Origin of the sequence: Mycobacterium shottsii, assembly GCF_010728525.1 — a bacterium.
Lineage (GTDB): Bacteria > Actinomycetota > Actinomycetes > Mycobacteriales > Mycobacteriaceae > Mycobacterium > Mycobacterium marinum.
Window position 1 is genome coordinate 2,344,393 of sequence record NZ_AP022572.1, and the last position, 15,111, is coordinate 2,359,503.

Below are 15,111 nucleotides of genomic sequence, written 5' to 3' on the forward strand. Positions count from 1 at the left end.
GCGGGTGCGGCTTTCGCAATAGGGAAGGATTCACGCCCCGGTCCGGCGGCCGGTCAAGCGGCGAAGCGTATCCGATGAGGTCTAATCTGGGCGCGATGGTGAAAAAATCACGGACCATGCCGGCGATGGTTGCCGTGGCTGTTGTTGCTTTCCTTGTGGTGGGTTGCGTTCGCTGGTCGACGCAGACGCAGACCCAACCGCAGCCTGCTACCAGCAACCCCGCCGCAGCCGAATTCGCCGAGGCGTTACGCAATCGGGTGACTACCGAGGCCATGATGGGGCACCTGACCAAGTTGCAGGAGATCGCCGACGCGAACAACGGCACGCGGGCGGTGGGCACGCCTGGCTATGAGGCCAGCGTCGACTATGTGGTCAACATCCTGCGCAACAGTGGTTTTGACGTGCAGACGCCCGAGTTTTCGGCCCGGGTGTTCCATTCCGAAAAGGGATCGGTGGACGTCGGCGGGATGACCGCGGAGGCGCACGCGCTGGAGTACAGCCTCGGCACCCCGCCGGACGGGGTAACCGGGCCGTTGCTGCTCGCGCCGTCGGATGACAGCCCCGGTTGCACTCCCTCCGACTACGACAACCTGCCGGTCAAAGGCGCGGTGGTACTGGTGGACCGCGGCGAGTGTCAGTTCGCTCAGAAAGAAGACGCCGCCGCGCAGCGCGGCGCCGTTGCACTGATCATCGCCGACAATGTCGACGAGCAGATGATGGGCGGCACCTTGGGGGTGAACACCGACGTCAAGATCCCGATAGTGAGTGTCACCAAGTCGGTGGGGCTGCAGCTGCGCGGCAAGTCCGGGCCCGCGACGATCAAGCTCACGGCGAGCAGTCAGAGCTTCAAGGCCCGCAACGTCATTGCTCAGACCAAGACGGGGTCTACCAGAGATGTCGTGATGGCGGGTGCGCATCTGGACAGCGTGCCGCAGGGGCCAGGCATCAACGACAACGGTTCGGGCGTGGCTGCGGTATTGGAAACCGCGGTACAGCTGGGCAATTCGCCACACGTGCACAACGCCGTTCGCGTTGCGTTCTGGGGCGCCGAAGAGCTGGGCCTGATTGGAGCGCGCAACTACGTCCAGTCGCTGGACCTCGATGAGCTCAAGAACATTGCGCTTTATCTGAACTTCGACATGCTGGCCTCGCCCAATCCCGGATATTTCACCTATGACGGTGATCAGTCGCTACCGCTGGATGAGCGCGGCCAGCCGGTGGTGCCCGAAGGCTCGGCGGGAATCGAGCGCACTCTGGTCTCCTATCTCAGGTTGTCCGGCAAGATCGCGCAGGACACCTCGTTTGACGGTCGTTCCGACTACGACGGATTCACCTTGGCGGGGATCCCGTCGGGTGGCCTGTTTTCCGGTGCTGAGGTCAAAATGACCGAGGAACAGGCAAAGCTGTGGGGCGGCACCGCCGACGAACCCTTCGATCCCAACTATCACCAGAAATCCGACACCATCGACCACATCGACCGCACGTCGCTGGGCATCCAGGGAGGCGGTGTGGCCTACGCGGTGGGCTTGTACGCGCAAGACCTGACCGGCCGAAACGGCGTTCCAGTCATCGGGGACCGTACCCGCCACGTGCTCGCCAAACCATGATCCGGGCAACGGTGCTGCGTTTCGGCGCGACACTGGCACTGGCTTGTGCGTTGGCGGGATGCGCGGCGCCTAAATCACTACCCCCGACCGCGGCGCCGGACCTCAGTCGTGACCTGGAGGCAAAGGTCACCGGCGACGGCATGTTTGCGCACCTGCGGGCGCTGCAGACAGTCGCCGACTCAAACGGCGGAAATCGGGCAACGGGGACACCGGGTTACGACGCAAGCGTCGACTATGTGGTGAAAGCGTTAAAGGTCAAAGGATTTGAGGTAACCACCCCGGAATTCCAACGGTTGTACACCGTGTCGGAGGGGAAACCGACACTGACGGTCGCCGGCCGCAGCTATTCGGTGGACCAGGCCTCGCTGCTGGTCCAGACGCCACCGGGCGGGCTGGCCGGAGCGCCGGTCCGGCCCAGCCGGTCAGACGGTTGCGCCGTAGCCGACTACCCGCCAGCGCTGCCCGACAATGCGATCGCCGTGGTCGACGATACGGGGTGTTCGGTGGTCGATAAGCACAACAGTGCGGTGGCCAAGGGCGCTGTCGGGCTGATCGTGATCAGTGCGGCACAGGATCGGGGAAGCTCGGCCAACCTGTTCGGTCCCGGTTACTACAACCAACTCAAGGTGCCGGTCGCGGTGGTCGGCGCCAGCGGCGCCGCCGCCCTGGCCCGCACCAACGCGCCGATCCGGCTGGTGCTCGATACCGAGAACATCCAGATCAAGTCCCGGAATGTGCTGGCAAAAACCAAAACCGGCACGCCGGATGAGGTGGTCATGGTCGGCGCGCGCCTGGACAGCCCGCCGGGAAGTCCAGGGATCAACTCCGCGGGTTCCGGGGTGGCCGCTGTGCTGGAAACGGCGTTGCAGTTGGGTCCGCTGCCGCCGGTGACCAATGCGGTGCGGTTCGCTTTCTGGGGGGGACGGGATCAATGGCGCCATGGACTACGTCTTCGGAATGGATAGCGAAGGGCTCAACAGCATCGCGTTATATTTGAACTTCGACATGCTTGGATCCCCCAACGCCGGCTATTTCACCGATGACGGTGATCAGTCAGGTCTGCCCGGGACCGGCGTGAGATCGGCGGATGTGCCGGAAGGCTCAGCGGCCATTGAGCGGACGTTGGCCGGGTATTTGAACCTGGCGGGAAAGCGCCCAGCGGACATGCCGTTGAGTATCAGGTCCGACTACCACCCGTTTCTGGTGGCGGGGGTGCCGATCGGGGGCGTGACCACCGGTGCCTCGCAGACGAAAACTACTGTGCAGGCCAGGCTTTGGGATGGACAGGCCGGCGTCGCGTTCGATCCCCAGTATCTGAGCGTCGGCGACACCATCGACAACATCAACAAACAGGCATTGGAGGTCATGGGCTCGGGAGTGGCGTTCGCGGTGGGGGCTTATGCGGAGTCCATCAGGGGTGTCAACGGCGTCACCCCGCACGACAAGCGCCACCGCGCGCGAGTGTCGTGATGATGGCCGACATCGCTCGTCGGCGCATTCCGACGGTAACCGCAGGGCAACCGAACTAGGATAATCTCCTTTGTTGCTGCCGTGCAGACCAGTGTGGGACGGGGTTGGTCGAATGGATGATCGCGGGCGGAAATGGCTTGGTGTGCGTCGGTCGCGCCACAGCGGGCTGATCGCCTCGCTGTGGGCGGCCACCGCCTTCCTGACAGCACTGTTGGTGGTGGCTGGCTGTACCACGATCGTCGACGGACGTGCGCTGTCGATCCTCAACGATCCGTTCCGGGTCGGGGGTCTACCCGCGACCAACGGGCCTAGCGGCCCTCGGCCGGATGGACCCCCGCCTACCGGCACGGTGATCAATACCAACAACGGCCCGATCGACAAGCTCTCGCTACTGTCGGTCAACGACATCCAGGACTACTGGAAAGCCAACTACGAGCCCCTGCAGGGCACGTTCAGGCCGGTCAGCAAACTGGTATCCTACGACTCCAACGACCCCAACAGCCCGATTGTCTGCCACAACGACACCTACGAGCTGGTCAACGCCTTCTTCACCTCCCGCTGCAACATGATCGCCTGGGACCGCGGCGTCTTCATGCCGGTGGCGCAGGAGTATTTCGGTGAGATCTCGGTGACTGGCGTGCTGGCGCATGAGTTTGGGCATGCTCTGCAGGTGATGGCCAAGCTGGTCACCAGGCGCGACCCCACCATCGTCCGTGAGCAGCAGGCGGACTGCTTCGCGGGCATCTATCTGTACTGGGTGGCCGAAGGTAAGTCGCCCCGGTTCCGGTTGAGCTCCGCGGACGGGCTTGACCACGTGCTCGCCGGGATCATCACGACGCGGGACCCGGTTATGGATACCGATGAGCAAAACGACGACGAGCATGGGTCGGCGCTGGACCGGGTCAGCGCGTTTCAGATGGGCTTTCTCAGCGGCACCCCCGCCTGTGCGGCGATCAACGAGTCGGAGATCGTGCGACGCCGCGGAGATCTGCCGACCGGCTTGCGGGTGGACAGCAGCGGGAACCCGGAGACCGGTGAGGTACCGATCAATCAGGACACCTTGACCACGCTGATGGAGCTGCTGGGCAAGATATTCTCGCCGACGGATCCGCCGACGTTGTCCTATCAGCAGGCCGGTTGTCCGGATGCGAAACCCAGCCCACCGGCGTCCTATTGCCCGGCTACCAACACCATTACGGTCGACCTGCCCGCCCTGGCCGCGATCGGCAAGGTCGCCGACTCCAAACAGCACAGCCTGCCGCAAGGCGACGACACCGCATTGTCCATCGTGATGTCGCGATACGCGCTGTCAGTGCAGCATCAACGTGATTTGCCGATGCAGAGCCCGTGGACTGCGCTGCGGACCGCGTGCCTGACCGGAGTCGTGCACCGCGAGATGGCCGAGCCCATCGAGTTGCCGTCCGGGCAGCAACTCGTCCTCACCGCCGGGGACCTCGACGAAGCGGTTTCAGGGCTGCTTACCAACCGCATGGTCGCCAGTGATGCCGACGGAATCAGCGTGCCGGCCGGGTTCACCCGGATCGCCGCGTTCCGTGCCGGAGTCAGTGGCGACATGGAGGCGTGCTACTCGCGGTATCCGGGATAACGCTTCGGCGCGCGATCAACGGGGACGATATCAGGCCGGCCGCCGCGCATCGGTGCGGAGCACGCGGGCGCTGCGGTCAATGGCGCGGCCGGTGGTCTGACCGGCCGGCCCCGATCGCAGCAACGGAATGATCTGTGGCAGTGCCGCGCGGGCCGCGGCGCGCCCGGCCTCGCGGGCGGCGTCGATCTGGTGGAATTCCAGCAGTCCAACCGCACGGGTGTCCGGCCGGATGACGACCAGAGCCTCCGCTTGTGCGGCGTCGGCCACCGTGCGGCTGCCCATCATCATCGTGCGCATCAGGGTGTCGCCAATGCCGGGCACCTGTATCGGGCCGCTGCGTCGGGGCTGGCCACCGGACGGGTTTCCGCCATACCCCACGCTCACCGCGATCATCGGGCCTTCGGCGCGGGTGAGCGCCGTGACCGGCAGGTTGTTGAGCACTCCGCCGTCCACGTGTAGCTGGCCGTTGTAGATCTGGGGTGGGTAGAGTCCCGGCACCCGCAGGGAACACCCGACCACCTCGGCGACCGGCCCACGCCGGTGCACGACGGCCTGCCGGGCGAGCAAATCGACACTGACGCAACGGAACTCCGTGGGTAGCTCCTCGACCATCCGTCCCGAATAGGCTTCGCGCAGCAGGGCCATCGTGCGCCGGCCACGAACCAACCCCTTGCTCGGCAGCGTGTAGTCGCCGAGTGGGTTGTGCCGCACCAGGTATTCGAATACGTGCGCGTCCACTCCGGCCGCGTCGAGGCCACTGGCGGCCAGCGCGGCGATCACCGCCCCCATGCTGGTGCCGGCGAAGCGGTCGACGACGATTCCGGCGGCCTCCAGTTCGTCGAGAACACCCAGGTGGGCGAAGGCCCGCGTGCCGCCGCCGCCGAGCACCAGCCCGATCGAGCCGCCGGTGATGCGTGCGGCGAGCGGGCGCACGTCGTCCTTGAGGCTGCGGTAGCTGACCGAATGGACCGAGCGCGGTGAGATCAGCTCTTCCCACCGGCTGCGATCCTCCTGGCTGGCGGGGGCACCGATCAAAACCAGGTCAGCGCCCACGGCACGCGCGGGCAGCTGCGTGCCCCGCGGCGCCGGCCCCTCCGACACCAGCACGATTCGATCCGCTGCGCGCAAGCAGAAGTCGCGCCAGCCGGTGTCATTGGCACTGGCATGCAGCACCACCTTGTCCGCGGAGGCTTCCGCGCGCTCCAGGCCGGCGCGGTCGACCCGACCGGGATCGACCGCGGTGACCCGCGCTGAGAGCGCATTGAACAGCGCCAGGGCCACTGGTCGTACCGGCACCGCGGCGCCGAGACCGATTACCGCGATGACCGCTTCCGGCGACGCCGGGCGGCCAACGGTGGGTGGTGGCGCGGTGTGCAGCCGAGTGGCCAGCGTGCCGACCAGTGCCGCCAATACGCCCCGGTCGGCAATCCGATTGAACTGCGCCTTGCTCAGCCGTATCAGCACGGTGTCACGCATCGCCTGAACCGACGCCGAGCGCGGCGCATCGATGAGCAGCCCGAGTTCGCCGACGACTTCGCCACGGCCCAGTTCGCGAAGCACCAAGTCGCGCTGCACCACCCGTAGGCGGCCACTGCGCACCACGTAAAGAGCATCGGATGGGTCGGCCTCGTGAAACAGGTACGAACCCGCTTGCAGCTCAATCTCATCGGTGTGGTGCCTGAGTTCGGCCATGGTGGCCGCGGGCAGTCCGGCAAACAGCGTCAATTGCCTGAGGAGGTCGCCGTCGGCCGTGGTCTGAGGCGGCCGCGCTGGCGCGGCGGCGGGCCGTGGGGTAACCGGCTGCGGCCGGGCCGGCGCACGGGCGACGCCGGACTCGGGCGCACCGGCGATGTCGGCGCCCTGTTGGGTGCGGCCCAGAAAACCGGCCAAGACCGCCACCGCGGCGAAGCACACCGCCGCCAGCGCCCAACCGTGTCGCAGCGCGTCGACGCCGGTGCCAGGAGCCGGTTTGCCGATCAGGATGACCAGCAGCGCCACGCCTATCACGGCACCGAGCTGGCGGGTGGTGCTGACCACAGCCGACGCCGTGGCGTAGCTGCCTCCCTTGGTCAGACCTGCCAACGCGGCACTGCCCAGCACCGGCAGGGTCGCGCCGACTCCGATCCCCTGCAACAGCTGGCCCGGCAGCCATTCCCGCAGAAAATCGGGTTCGGTCCCGACCCGTTGCAGGTACCACACCAGGCTGCCGGCCCAGATGATCGCGCCGGCCATGACGACCAGCCGGTGCCCGCGCTGGTCGGCGATGCGCCCCAGCACGGCCGCGACCACCGCGGCGATCAGCGCCGCCGGTGCGATCGCGAAACCCGCCTTGAGCAGCGAATAGTGCCATACATAGGTGAGGTAGAGCACGTGGGTCAGGACGTAGCAGTAGAAGCCGGCCGCCGCGACCAGGGTCAGTAGGTTGCCTGCCACAAACGAGCGGACCCGCAGGAATGCCGGGTCGATCAGCGGCGTGGGATGAGACCGCGAACTCGCGACGAATGCGACCAGGGCGACGGAGCTGGCGACAAACGACCCGATGGTTGCGATGCTGATCCAGCCCCACTCGGGGCCTTTGACCAATCCGAGGGTCATCAGGCCCAGGGCGACACCGAGCAGCATCGCACCCCGCAAGTCGGGTACCCGCCGCCGTCCCGACGCGCGACATTCGGTAAGCACACGACCGGCCACCAACACCGCGACGATGCCGAGGGGAATGTTGACCAGAAACACCAATCGCCAGCTGGATGCCTCGACCAGCATCCCGCCGACCGGCGGGCCCAAGCCGGATGCGACGGCCGCCGCCGCTCCCCACAGCCCAACCGCATGCGCACGGTGCGAGGCATCGAATCCCTCGACTACCAGAGCCAGCGAGGCCGGTACCAGCACCGCCGCGCCGATGCCCTGCAGCACCCGGAAGCCCACCAACTGTTCGACGTCACCGGCGACTGCGCATAGCCCGGATGCGATCGTGAAGAGCACCACTCCGAACACGAACATTCGTTTGCGGCCCAGCACATCGGCCAGCCGACCCGACGTGACCAGGAAGGCCGCGAAGACGATGTTGTAGCCGTTGAGGATCCAGGACAGGCTGCTGATGTCGTAGGACGGGAACGATCTCTGGATGTCGGGGAAGGCGATGTTGACGATGGTGGAGTCGAGAAACGCCAGGAATGCCCCGAACGATGCCACCAGCAGCACGGCGGTGGCCGAAGGTTGGCGGCGGCTGGTGAGCGCGCTGCGTTCCGCTGGTGCCGATAGGTGCACTCGCGCCGGTGTTCCGCCCGCGCTCGTGCGGTGACGGGGCGCCATCCTATCTGCGGTCTTGATGGTCATTGATGTTGGTGTTGTTGCCATTTTTACTTCTCTTTTTGACGATGCGAGATCGGTGCCTAAGCTAAACAAATTCACCATTGTCTCCATTCACCTCGTGTCTATCGTGAATCGGACTGGGTGGCCGGTAGTCTACGATTGACAGCGCGTAAGTAAACCCCTTTAAATCATTTTCATAATTCTTTTTCTGGTGAATTTCCGACGTCCAGATCGGCCGGTGAACAGTGCATATACGCCGCGTTTCGGCCCAGTAATAATTCATCGTAGCTGGAATTAGAATTCATCGTACTGGGAATAAAAAAGCAATATTTCGAGTGGAATTTGGGCTAGGTTGAACGTATTCTGCGCAACAACCAAATCAGGGTTGCTGCGACCACGCGGAGAACCCAGTCGCCGTAGGGGGCGTGTGATGCACGTGAACGGTTTTGGAGGCCTCGCGGCGCAGCAGGTGGCCGCATCGCCGATCTGCTGTGCGCCCCTGGACGAGCGATCCGCGATACCGGGTCCCCAGCCGCCGGTGCGACTTCTCGTGGTCGATGATGCCGACGGTGTGGAGACGCTGTTCGGGGCCCGCTTTCGCACTGAGCTGCGCTGCGACGAATATGACTTGAGCTTCTCCAACGACCCGGTTCAGGCGCTCAAGATGGTCGGGGACAGCCCCGACATCGAGGTCCTGGTCACCAATCTCAACATGCCGCAGATGAACGGACTCGACCTGCTGACGGAGGTCGCCAAACTCGGGCGCCCGCTGAAGACCATCGTGCTCACCGCCTGCAATGACCTGGCAAACATCCGAGCGGCAATGATGCGCGGCGCCTTCGACTTTCAGCTGACACCGCTGGATCTGGAAGATCTGCGGGTCACGATCTCCAAGGCGGTCACGATTGTGCGGGAACTGCAGGCCGGTGAAGCGGCACGCCAGCGCGCCGTCGAACTCGCCGACCAAAATCGCCGGGTGGAAAACATCTTCGGCCGCTATGTGAGCGAGGAGGTGAAGACGCACCTGTTGGCGTGCCCGGAAGGACACCAGAACAGCGAACGGCGCACGTTGACGATGCTGATGGCCGACATCGGAGGTTTCACCCGACTGTCGGAGATACTCTCGCCCGAACGAGCGCTGCAGGTGCTCAACGCATACCTGGAACGCGCGACCGATGTCGTCATCCGCTGGAACGGGACGATCAACGAAATCCTCGGCGATGGTCTGCTCGTCTTCTTCGGTGTGCCCAATACGGACGGCGAAGCGGCGGAGCATGCGGTAGCGGCCGCTCTGGAGCTACAGCTGGCGATGGGCGAGCTCAACGTCAGCCACCGCGAACAAGGGCTTCCCGAGCTGGGGATCGGGATCGGTGTTCACACCGGCGAGGCCGTGGTCGGCACCATTGGCTCACCGCGCCGGCAGAAGTACACGGCGATCGGCAAGAACGTCAATCTGGTAGCCCGGATCGAGTCGAATACCGTCGGCGGGCAGGTGCTGGTTTCCGAGTCGACCTATCACGAGATCTGCGCGATCGCCGACACTTGGGGCTCAACTCGAGTGCGGGTCAAGGGGCTCACCGAACCCATCACCGTGCACGACATCACCGGGCTGGCGGGCAGGTACAACCTTCGGCTTCCCAGCATCGACCGGAAGGTAACTCCGCTTGTGGTGCCCAAGCCGATCGGTATCGCGGTCATCGAGAACAAGATCATCGGCGCCGCGCATCCGGCGGAAGTGGTCGGCAGCGGCGACGGCGCGGTTCGGGTGCGCACCGGCCTGCAGGTCGCGCCGTTTTGCGACCTGGTGCTCGATGTGGCCGGCGCGCAGGTATTTGCCAAGGTCGTCGACTGCGGCGTCGATGGCGGGATTTGCGAACTGATGGCGGTGTTCACGTCGGTCTCCGACGATGTCCGCCGGGCGCTGGCAGCCCCCAGCACCGCCAACTCGCTCAGCTGAGCTGTTCTTCGCGCTGACCGTGGTGCACCCAGCTCACCAGGAACGCCGTGACCAGCAGCCATCCAATGGCAACGGCCGGAATCGCCCAGGCACGGCGGAACAACAACGCACTGTCGCACTGATCCACCAGGGCGCCACCGCCACCTTGGGTCGCCTGGGTGAGGTCTGAGGTGAAGCCCCGGCCGCAGCTGACCTTCATGCCATACAGGTCGTAGTGATCGAGATAGACCGGCAGCCATAGCGCGAACAGACCGATGATCCCCACTACAACGCCGGCGATTCCCAGGTACAACTGGCGATGACTCACAGCTTCTCCACGGCTCTCTATGTGAATGTCTGATCCTGCCGTTGGGGTCATGTCATGCACACATTCGAGAACAGCAGAACCGGCCACGACACGATCGACCCCAAGAACGACACCACCAGATCCATTCCGTGCATCTGGTGTAAATGCTCGGCGTGTGTGGTTGACCATATGACACCCAACAGCAGATATGGCGTGCCGAAGGCCAGTGCAATGCCGAGAAGTTGGCCGATGGAGAGCTGGTAGGCCAGCACTCGGCGTACGTTCTCCAACACGCTTGGTCCCTCCGGCGATAGGTCCAGGAAACCGCCTGCGGCCCCCGGGTGGGGAATTATGTTAATGGAGATTCCGCAACCGCGATAGGTCGTTGGAGGGTTTGGCCGGGACGGATTCGGGTTATGGTGAGGTGATGTCCGCTGCCAGCGTCTCGCCCGGCGCGGCCGCAGACGGTATTCGCCGGCGGCCCAAGGACCGCAAGGCGCAGATCGCCCGTGCGGCAGCTGAGTCGTTCAGCGCGCAGGGCTATCACGCGGTGAGCATGGAGACCATCGCGGCGAAGGTCGGCGTCTCGGCGCCGGCGCTGTACCGGCACTACGCCGGCAAGTACGAGCTGTTCCGCGGTGCCGTGCTGGCGCTGAGTCAACAACTGGTCGACTGCACGCAACTGGATGACTCCGACGATCCGGCGCAGCTGCTGGACCGGTTGATCGCGTCGCTGATCGAGGTGACGCTGGACAACCGCCTGTCCGGCGGCTTGTACCGCTGGCAGTCCCGGTATCTGCGGGCCGAGGATCAGGCCGCGGTGGCCGATGTGCTCAAGGTTGTCAACCGCAGAATCCAAAAGCCGCTCACGGTGATTCGTCCGTCATTGCGGCCCGCCCAGCGGTGGATGCTGTCGGCGGGCGTGCTGAGCGTGATCGGCAGCATTGTCGATCATCCGGCGCGGCTGGCGGCCGACGAGATCCGGGCATTGCTGGGCGAGGCGGCGTCGGCGATTGTCTGCGCCGAGCTTCCGGAGCCAGGAGACGTCGCGGTGCGCAGAGCCAGTTGGCGGATCTTCGCCGAGGATGCCAGCGTCTATGAAACGTTGCTGCACGCCTCGATGGTCTTGTTCAAAGACCGTGGCTACGCCCAGACCAGCATGGCGCAGATCGCGTCGGCGGCGGGGGTGCCGGTGTCGGGGATCTATCGGTATTTCTCCGGAAAGTGCGAGATCTTGGCGACCGGACTGCGCCGGGCGGCCGATCGGGTGTCCGGCCAGCTCTCGCCGATCGTGGGCGCGCTCACCGAACCGCGCCAGGCTTTGACGCTGCTGATCGACGCCTATGTGGCGACATCGTTCGCCAACCCGGAACTGGCGGCCGTCTACTACACCGAGCGGGCCAACCTGACACCTGCTGACCAGATGCTGCTGCACAATATTCAGCTGTCGACCATCGATTCGTGGGTGCGGCTGCTGACTTCGGTGCGCCCGTCGCTGTCGGCGACGCGGGCGCGCTTCCTGGTGCATGCCGCCATGGCGTTGGTGGTCGACTTGGGCCGGATGGTTGACCCGCAAGACTCGGCGGGACAGTCCGCCTACGTGCAAGCATGTGTGCGGGAGCTGATGGAGCTCACCTTGTTTGGCCCTACGCCGGCCCAAGCAGACGCAGCGCCGCCGCCACCGCCAGGCCGGCGACGTCGAGGGTCTTCGAACCCAGGTCATGTCGCGCGCCGGTGATCTCGACGATCTCGGTAGGTGCGGCGATCAGCGCCGCGGCGGCGCGGACCTCGGCGGGCGTGCCGAACGGATCCGACGTGCCGTGGGCGAAGACGGTGGGCACGGTGATGTCCGGCAGGTGTTCGGTGCGGGCCCGCTCCGGCTTGCCGGGCGGATGGACGGGGTAGGAGAACAGCGTCAGCACATCCACCGGGGCCTGTGCGGCGGCCACCACCATGGATGTCTGCCGACCGCCATAGGAGTGCCCGCCGGCGATCAACGGGCCCTCGGCCAGGCCGCGGCACAACTCGATCGCTTCGGCGATGCCGGCCCGGTCGGTGGCCGCTGACCCCGATGGCGGCCCCTTGGGGCGCCGGCGTCGGTAGGGCAGGTTGTATCTGACCGCAAGCCAGCCGCGTTGTGCCCATTCATCACAAAACTGTTGCAGCAGTAGTGAATCCCGGTTTCCTCCGGCGCCGTGGGTGAGTACGACTATGCCGTTCGGTGGTTGGCCGGGGCCGGTCACGGGTTCGTGTGCGATGCCGGCGATCTGATCGAGGTTCATGACAGCCTGAACAGGGGTGAGACCGGGCCATGGCCGCGGCCCAGCGGATAGGCGGCGCGAATGCATTCGGTCACCCACTTTTTGGCAAAGCTGACCGCGTCGGGCACGGTGAACCCGTGTGCCAGTGCGCACGCGGTCGCGGCCGCCAGGGTGTCGCCACCGCCGTGGTCGTTGCCGGTGGCCACTCGCGGCGCGTCGAACTCGAAGAAGTCGGTGCCGTCAAAGAGCAGGTCGCAACTGCGCGTCGAGGATCGCAGGTGTCCGCCCTTGACCAGTACCCACTGCGGGCCCAGCCCGTGCAAGGCCCGCGCGGCCGCGTGCTGCGACTGGGTGTCGATCACGTCGATACCGACCAGCAGGCGCACCTCATCGAGGTTCGGTGTCACCAAGGTGGCCAGCGGAAAGAGTTGTTCCCGCAGCGATTCCAGCCCGGACGCGGCCAACAGCGCGTCGCCGTGCATGGATGCGCAGACCGGGTCCACGACGAGCGGAACCGCCACTTCGAGCTGACGCCAAGTGGCCGCGACCGCATCGATGATGCGGGGCGAGGCCAGCATCCCGGTCTTGGCTGCCTGGATGCCGATATCCTCGACCACCGCGGTGATCTGGCCGGCCACCACGTCCTCGGGTGTTTCGTGAAAACCTTTGACGCCCAACGTGTTCTGCACGGTCACCGCGGTCACCGCAACACAGGCGTGGACGCCCAGCAGTGCCATGGTCCGCATGTCGGCCTGGATGCCGGCACCGCCACCGGAATCAGAGCCGGCGATTGTCAGCGCGCGCAACGGCGTCGCCCCGGGCGGCGCCAACGGCAACCAACTCACTGGGTGATCGGCAGGTACACCCGGTTGCCGTGGTCGGCGAACTCGGCTGACTTCTCAGCCATCCCCGCTTCCAGGGCCGCCTCAATGGCTTCCTCACTGTCCAGCCCGTGCTTGGCCGCGTAGTCGCGGACATCCTGGGTGATGCGCATGGAGCAGAACTTCGGCCCGCACATCGAGCAGAAGTGGGCGGTCTTGGCGGGCTCGGCCGGCAGTGTCTCGTCGTGGTACTCGCGCGCGGTGTCGGGATCCAGCGACAGTGCGAACTGATCGTTCCACCGGAACTCGAAACGCGCCTGCGACAAGGCGTTGTCGCGCTCCTGCGCATGCGGGTGGCACTTGGCCAGGTCGCCGGCGTGCGCGGCGATCTTGTAGGCGATGACCCCGTCCTTGACGTCTTTGCGGTCGGGCAGTCCGAGGTGTTCCTTGGGAGTGACGTAGCAGAGCATCGCGGTGCCGGCCTGCGCGATGATCGCCGCGCCGATCGCCGACGTGATGTGGTCGTATGCCGGGGCGATATCGGTGGCCAGCGGGCCCAGCGTGTAGAAGGGAGCCTCCTCGCACAGCTCTTCTTCCAGCCGCACGTTCTCGACGATCTTGTGCATCGGAACATGCCCGGGCCCCTCGATCATCACCTGCACCCCATGGGCTTTGGCGATCTTGGTCAGCTCGCCCAGGGTGCGCAACTCGGCGAACTGCGCGGCGTCGTTGGCATCGGCGATGGAGCCCGGCCGCAGCCCGTCACCAAGCGAGAAGGTCACGTCGTAGCGCGCGAGAATGTCGCAGAGTTCCTCGAAATTGGTGTACAGGAACGATTCCCGGTGGTGTGCCAGGCACCATGCCGCCATGATCGACCCGCCGCGCGAAACAATGCCGGTGACCCGCTTGGCGGTCAGCGGCACGTAGCGCAGCAGCACCCCGGCGTGCACGGTCATGTAGTCCACACCCTGCTCGCACTGCTCGATCACGGTGTCGCGGTAGAGCTCCCAGGTCAACTCGGTCGGGTCGCCCTTGACCTTCTCCAGCGCCTGATAGATGGGCACCGTGCCAACCGGCACCGGCGAGTTGCGCAGGATCCATTCCCGCGTCTCGTGAATGTTCTTGCCGGTGGACAGGTCCATGATGGTGTCGGCCCCCCAGCGGGTGGCCCACACCATCTTGTCGACCTCCTCGGCGATCGAGGACGTCACCGCGGAGTTGCCGATGTTCGCGTTGACTTTCACCGCGAAGGCTTTGCCGATCACCATCGGCTCACTCTCGGGGTGGTTGTGGTTGGCCGGGATCACCGCACGGCCGAGGGCCACCTCGTCGCGCACCAGCTCGGCGGACATGCCCTCACGGGCGGCGATGAAGGCCATCTCGGCGGTGATTTCGCCGGCGCGGGCGCGCTGCAACTGGGTGCCACGGTCGCGGATCAGCCCCGGCCGGGCCGGCAGGCCGACGGCAAGGTCGATCACGGCATTCGGGTCCGTGTACGGCCCGGAGGTGTCGTACAAGTCGAAGTCGGCGCCGGTGGACAGGTGCACCCGCCGCAACGGGACGCGCAGCGTAACCCCGTCGGGGCCGGCCACCTCGCGATAGGCCTTGCTGCTGCCCGCGATGGGGCCAGTCGTGATGGACGGCTCAACAGTAACGGTCATTGTCATCTCCCTGTCATCTCCCTACGCCGGCATTACCCGGTCAGGTTCCTACGGTCGACGGCCTCCTGCCGTCCTCTCAGCGCAGTTGGTGTGCGCTCCCGCGTGCGTTAATTGGGTCGGCCTCCACGCT

10 protein-coding genes, 1 pseudogene and 1 riboswitch are annotated in these 15,111 nt (G+C 65.5%); of the genes and pseudogenes, 5 read left to right on the plus strand and 6 right to left on the minus strand.

All coding sequences use genetic code 11. The features are described from left to right. Positions 1-95 precede the first annotated feature (95 nt). The 3 genes and pseudogenes from G6N41_RS11070 to G6N41_RS11080 all read left to right on the plus strand — a co-directional run bounded on the left by G6N41_RS11070 (position 96) and on the right by G6N41_RS11080 (position 4,683). Positions 96-1,607: a M28 family metallopeptidase gene (locus tag G6N41_RS11070; RefSeq protein WP_198967367.1), complete on the plus strand. Its 1,512-nt coding sequence runs from the start codon at positions 96-98 to the stop codon at positions 1,605-1,607. Beyond that, positions 1,604-3,077, plus strand: a pseudogene (locus tag G6N41_RS11075) (M28 family peptidase). The gene G6N41_RS11070 and the pseudogene G6N41_RS11075 overlap by 4 nt, the downstream one beginning before the upstream one ends. Before the next feature lie 112 nt (positions 3,078-3,189). Further along, the gene (locus G6N41_RS11080; protein WP_407663745.1) at positions 3,190-4,683 is read left to right on the plus strand and encodes a neutral zinc metallopeptidase; all 1,494 of its coding nucleotides are present in this window, start codon (positions 3,190-3,192) and stop codon (positions 4,681-4,683) included. Between the two features lie 30 nt (positions 4,684-4,713). Here the strand turns inward: G6N41_RS11080 and G6N41_RS11085 are convergent, their stop codons facing one another. Continuing rightward, complete coding sequence (locus tag G6N41_RS11085; protein ID WP_198967825.1) at positions 4,714-7,950, minus strand: DHA2 family efflux MFS transporter permease subunit; 3,237 nt, start codon at positions 7,948-7,950, stop codon at positions 4,714-4,716. Positions 7,951-8,425: 475 nt separating this feature from the next. Between G6N41_RS11085 and G6N41_RS11090 the strand changes: the two genes are divergently transcribed. After that, entirely contained in the window at positions 8,426-9,952 is a 1,527-nt protein-coding gene (locus tag G6N41_RS11090; RefSeq protein WP_198967368.1) for an adenylate/guanylate cyclase domain-containing protein, read from the plus strand. On the opposite strand, the gene G6N41_RS11095 is transcribed toward G6N41_RS11090, so the two are convergent. Next, on the minus strand, positions 9,945-10,259 hold the full coding sequence (locus G6N41_RS11095) for a hypothetical protein (RefSeq protein ID WP_020728017.1): 315 nt from the start codon (positions 10,257-10,259) through the stop codon (positions 9,945-9,947). The two genes, G6N41_RS11090 and G6N41_RS11095, sit on opposite strands and share 8 nt — an antisense overlap. Before the next feature lie 47 nt (positions 10,260-10,306). Next, complete coding sequence (locus G6N41_RS11100) at positions 10,307-10,531, minus strand: hypothetical protein (RefSeq protein WP_198967369.1); 225 nt, start codon at positions 10,529-10,531, stop codon at positions 10,307-10,309. Between the two features lie 134 nt (positions 10,532-10,665). Between G6N41_RS11100 and G6N41_RS11105 the strand changes: the two genes are divergently transcribed. Further along, positions 10,666-11,976 (plus strand): TetR/AcrR family transcriptional regulator, encoded by a 1,311-nt coding sequence (locus tag G6N41_RS11105; protein WP_198967370.1) that lies wholly within the window; start codon positions 10,666-10,668, stop codon positions 11,974-11,976. Here the strand turns inward: G6N41_RS11105 and G6N41_RS11110 are convergent. The 3 genes from G6N41_RS11110 to thiC are packed head-to-tail and all read right to left on the minus strand — an operon-like array spanning position 11,885 to position 14,981. After that, positions 11,885-12,520: an alpha/beta hydrolase family protein gene (locus G6N41_RS11110; RefSeq protein WP_198967371.1), complete on the minus strand. Its 636-nt coding sequence runs from the start codon at positions 12,518-12,520 to the stop codon at positions 11,885-11,887. The two genes, G6N41_RS11105 and G6N41_RS11110, sit on opposite strands and share 92 nt — an antisense overlap. Further along, positions 12,517-13,344, minus strand: coding sequence for a bifunctional hydroxymethylpyrimidine kinase/phosphomethylpyrimidine kinase (gene thiD, locus G6N41_RS11115; protein WP_198967372.1), 828 nt, complete (start codon positions 13,342-13,344; stop codon positions 12,517-12,519). The genes G6N41_RS11110 and thiD overlap by 4 nt, the downstream gene beginning before the upstream one ends. Beyond that, positions 13,341-14,981, minus strand: a complete 1,641-nt coding sequence (gene thiC / locus G6N41_RS11120) for a phosphomethylpyrimidine synthase ThiC (protein WP_198967373.1) — start codon at positions 14,979-14,981, stop codon at positions 13,341-13,343. Before thiC ends, thiD begins: the two co-directional genes overlap by 4 nt. After that, positions 14,982-15,093, minus strand: a riboswitch (TPP riboswitch). Positions 15,094-15,111: the final 18 nt, after the last annotated feature.

Excerpts from the sequence above, each read along its gene's own strand:
- G6N41_RS11070 (WP_198967367.1), top strand. The coding sequence starts at position 96 with ATGGTGAAAAAATCACGGACCATGCCGGCGATGGTTGCCGTGGCTGTT.
- thiC (WP_198967373.1), bottom strand. The coding sequence starts at position 14,981 with ATGACCGTTACTGTTGAGCCGTCCATCACGACTGGCCCCATCGCGGGC.
- G6N41_RS11105 (WP_198967370.1), top strand. The coding sequence starts at position 10,666 with ATGTCCGCTGCCAGCGTCTCGCCCGGCGCGGCCGCAGACGGTATTCGC.
- G6N41_RS11110 (WP_198967371.1), bottom strand. The coding sequence starts at position 12,520 with ATGAACCTCGATCAGATCGCCGGCATCGCACACGAACCCGTGACCGGC.
- G6N41_RS11090 (WP_198967368.1), top strand. The coding sequence starts at position 8,426 with ATGCACGTGAACGGTTTTGGAGGCCTCGCGGCGCAGCAGGTGGCCGCA.
- G6N41_RS11080 (WP_407663745.1), top strand. The coding sequence starts at position 3,190 with ATGGATGATCGCGGGCGGAAATGGCTTGGTGTGCGTCGGTCGCGCCAC.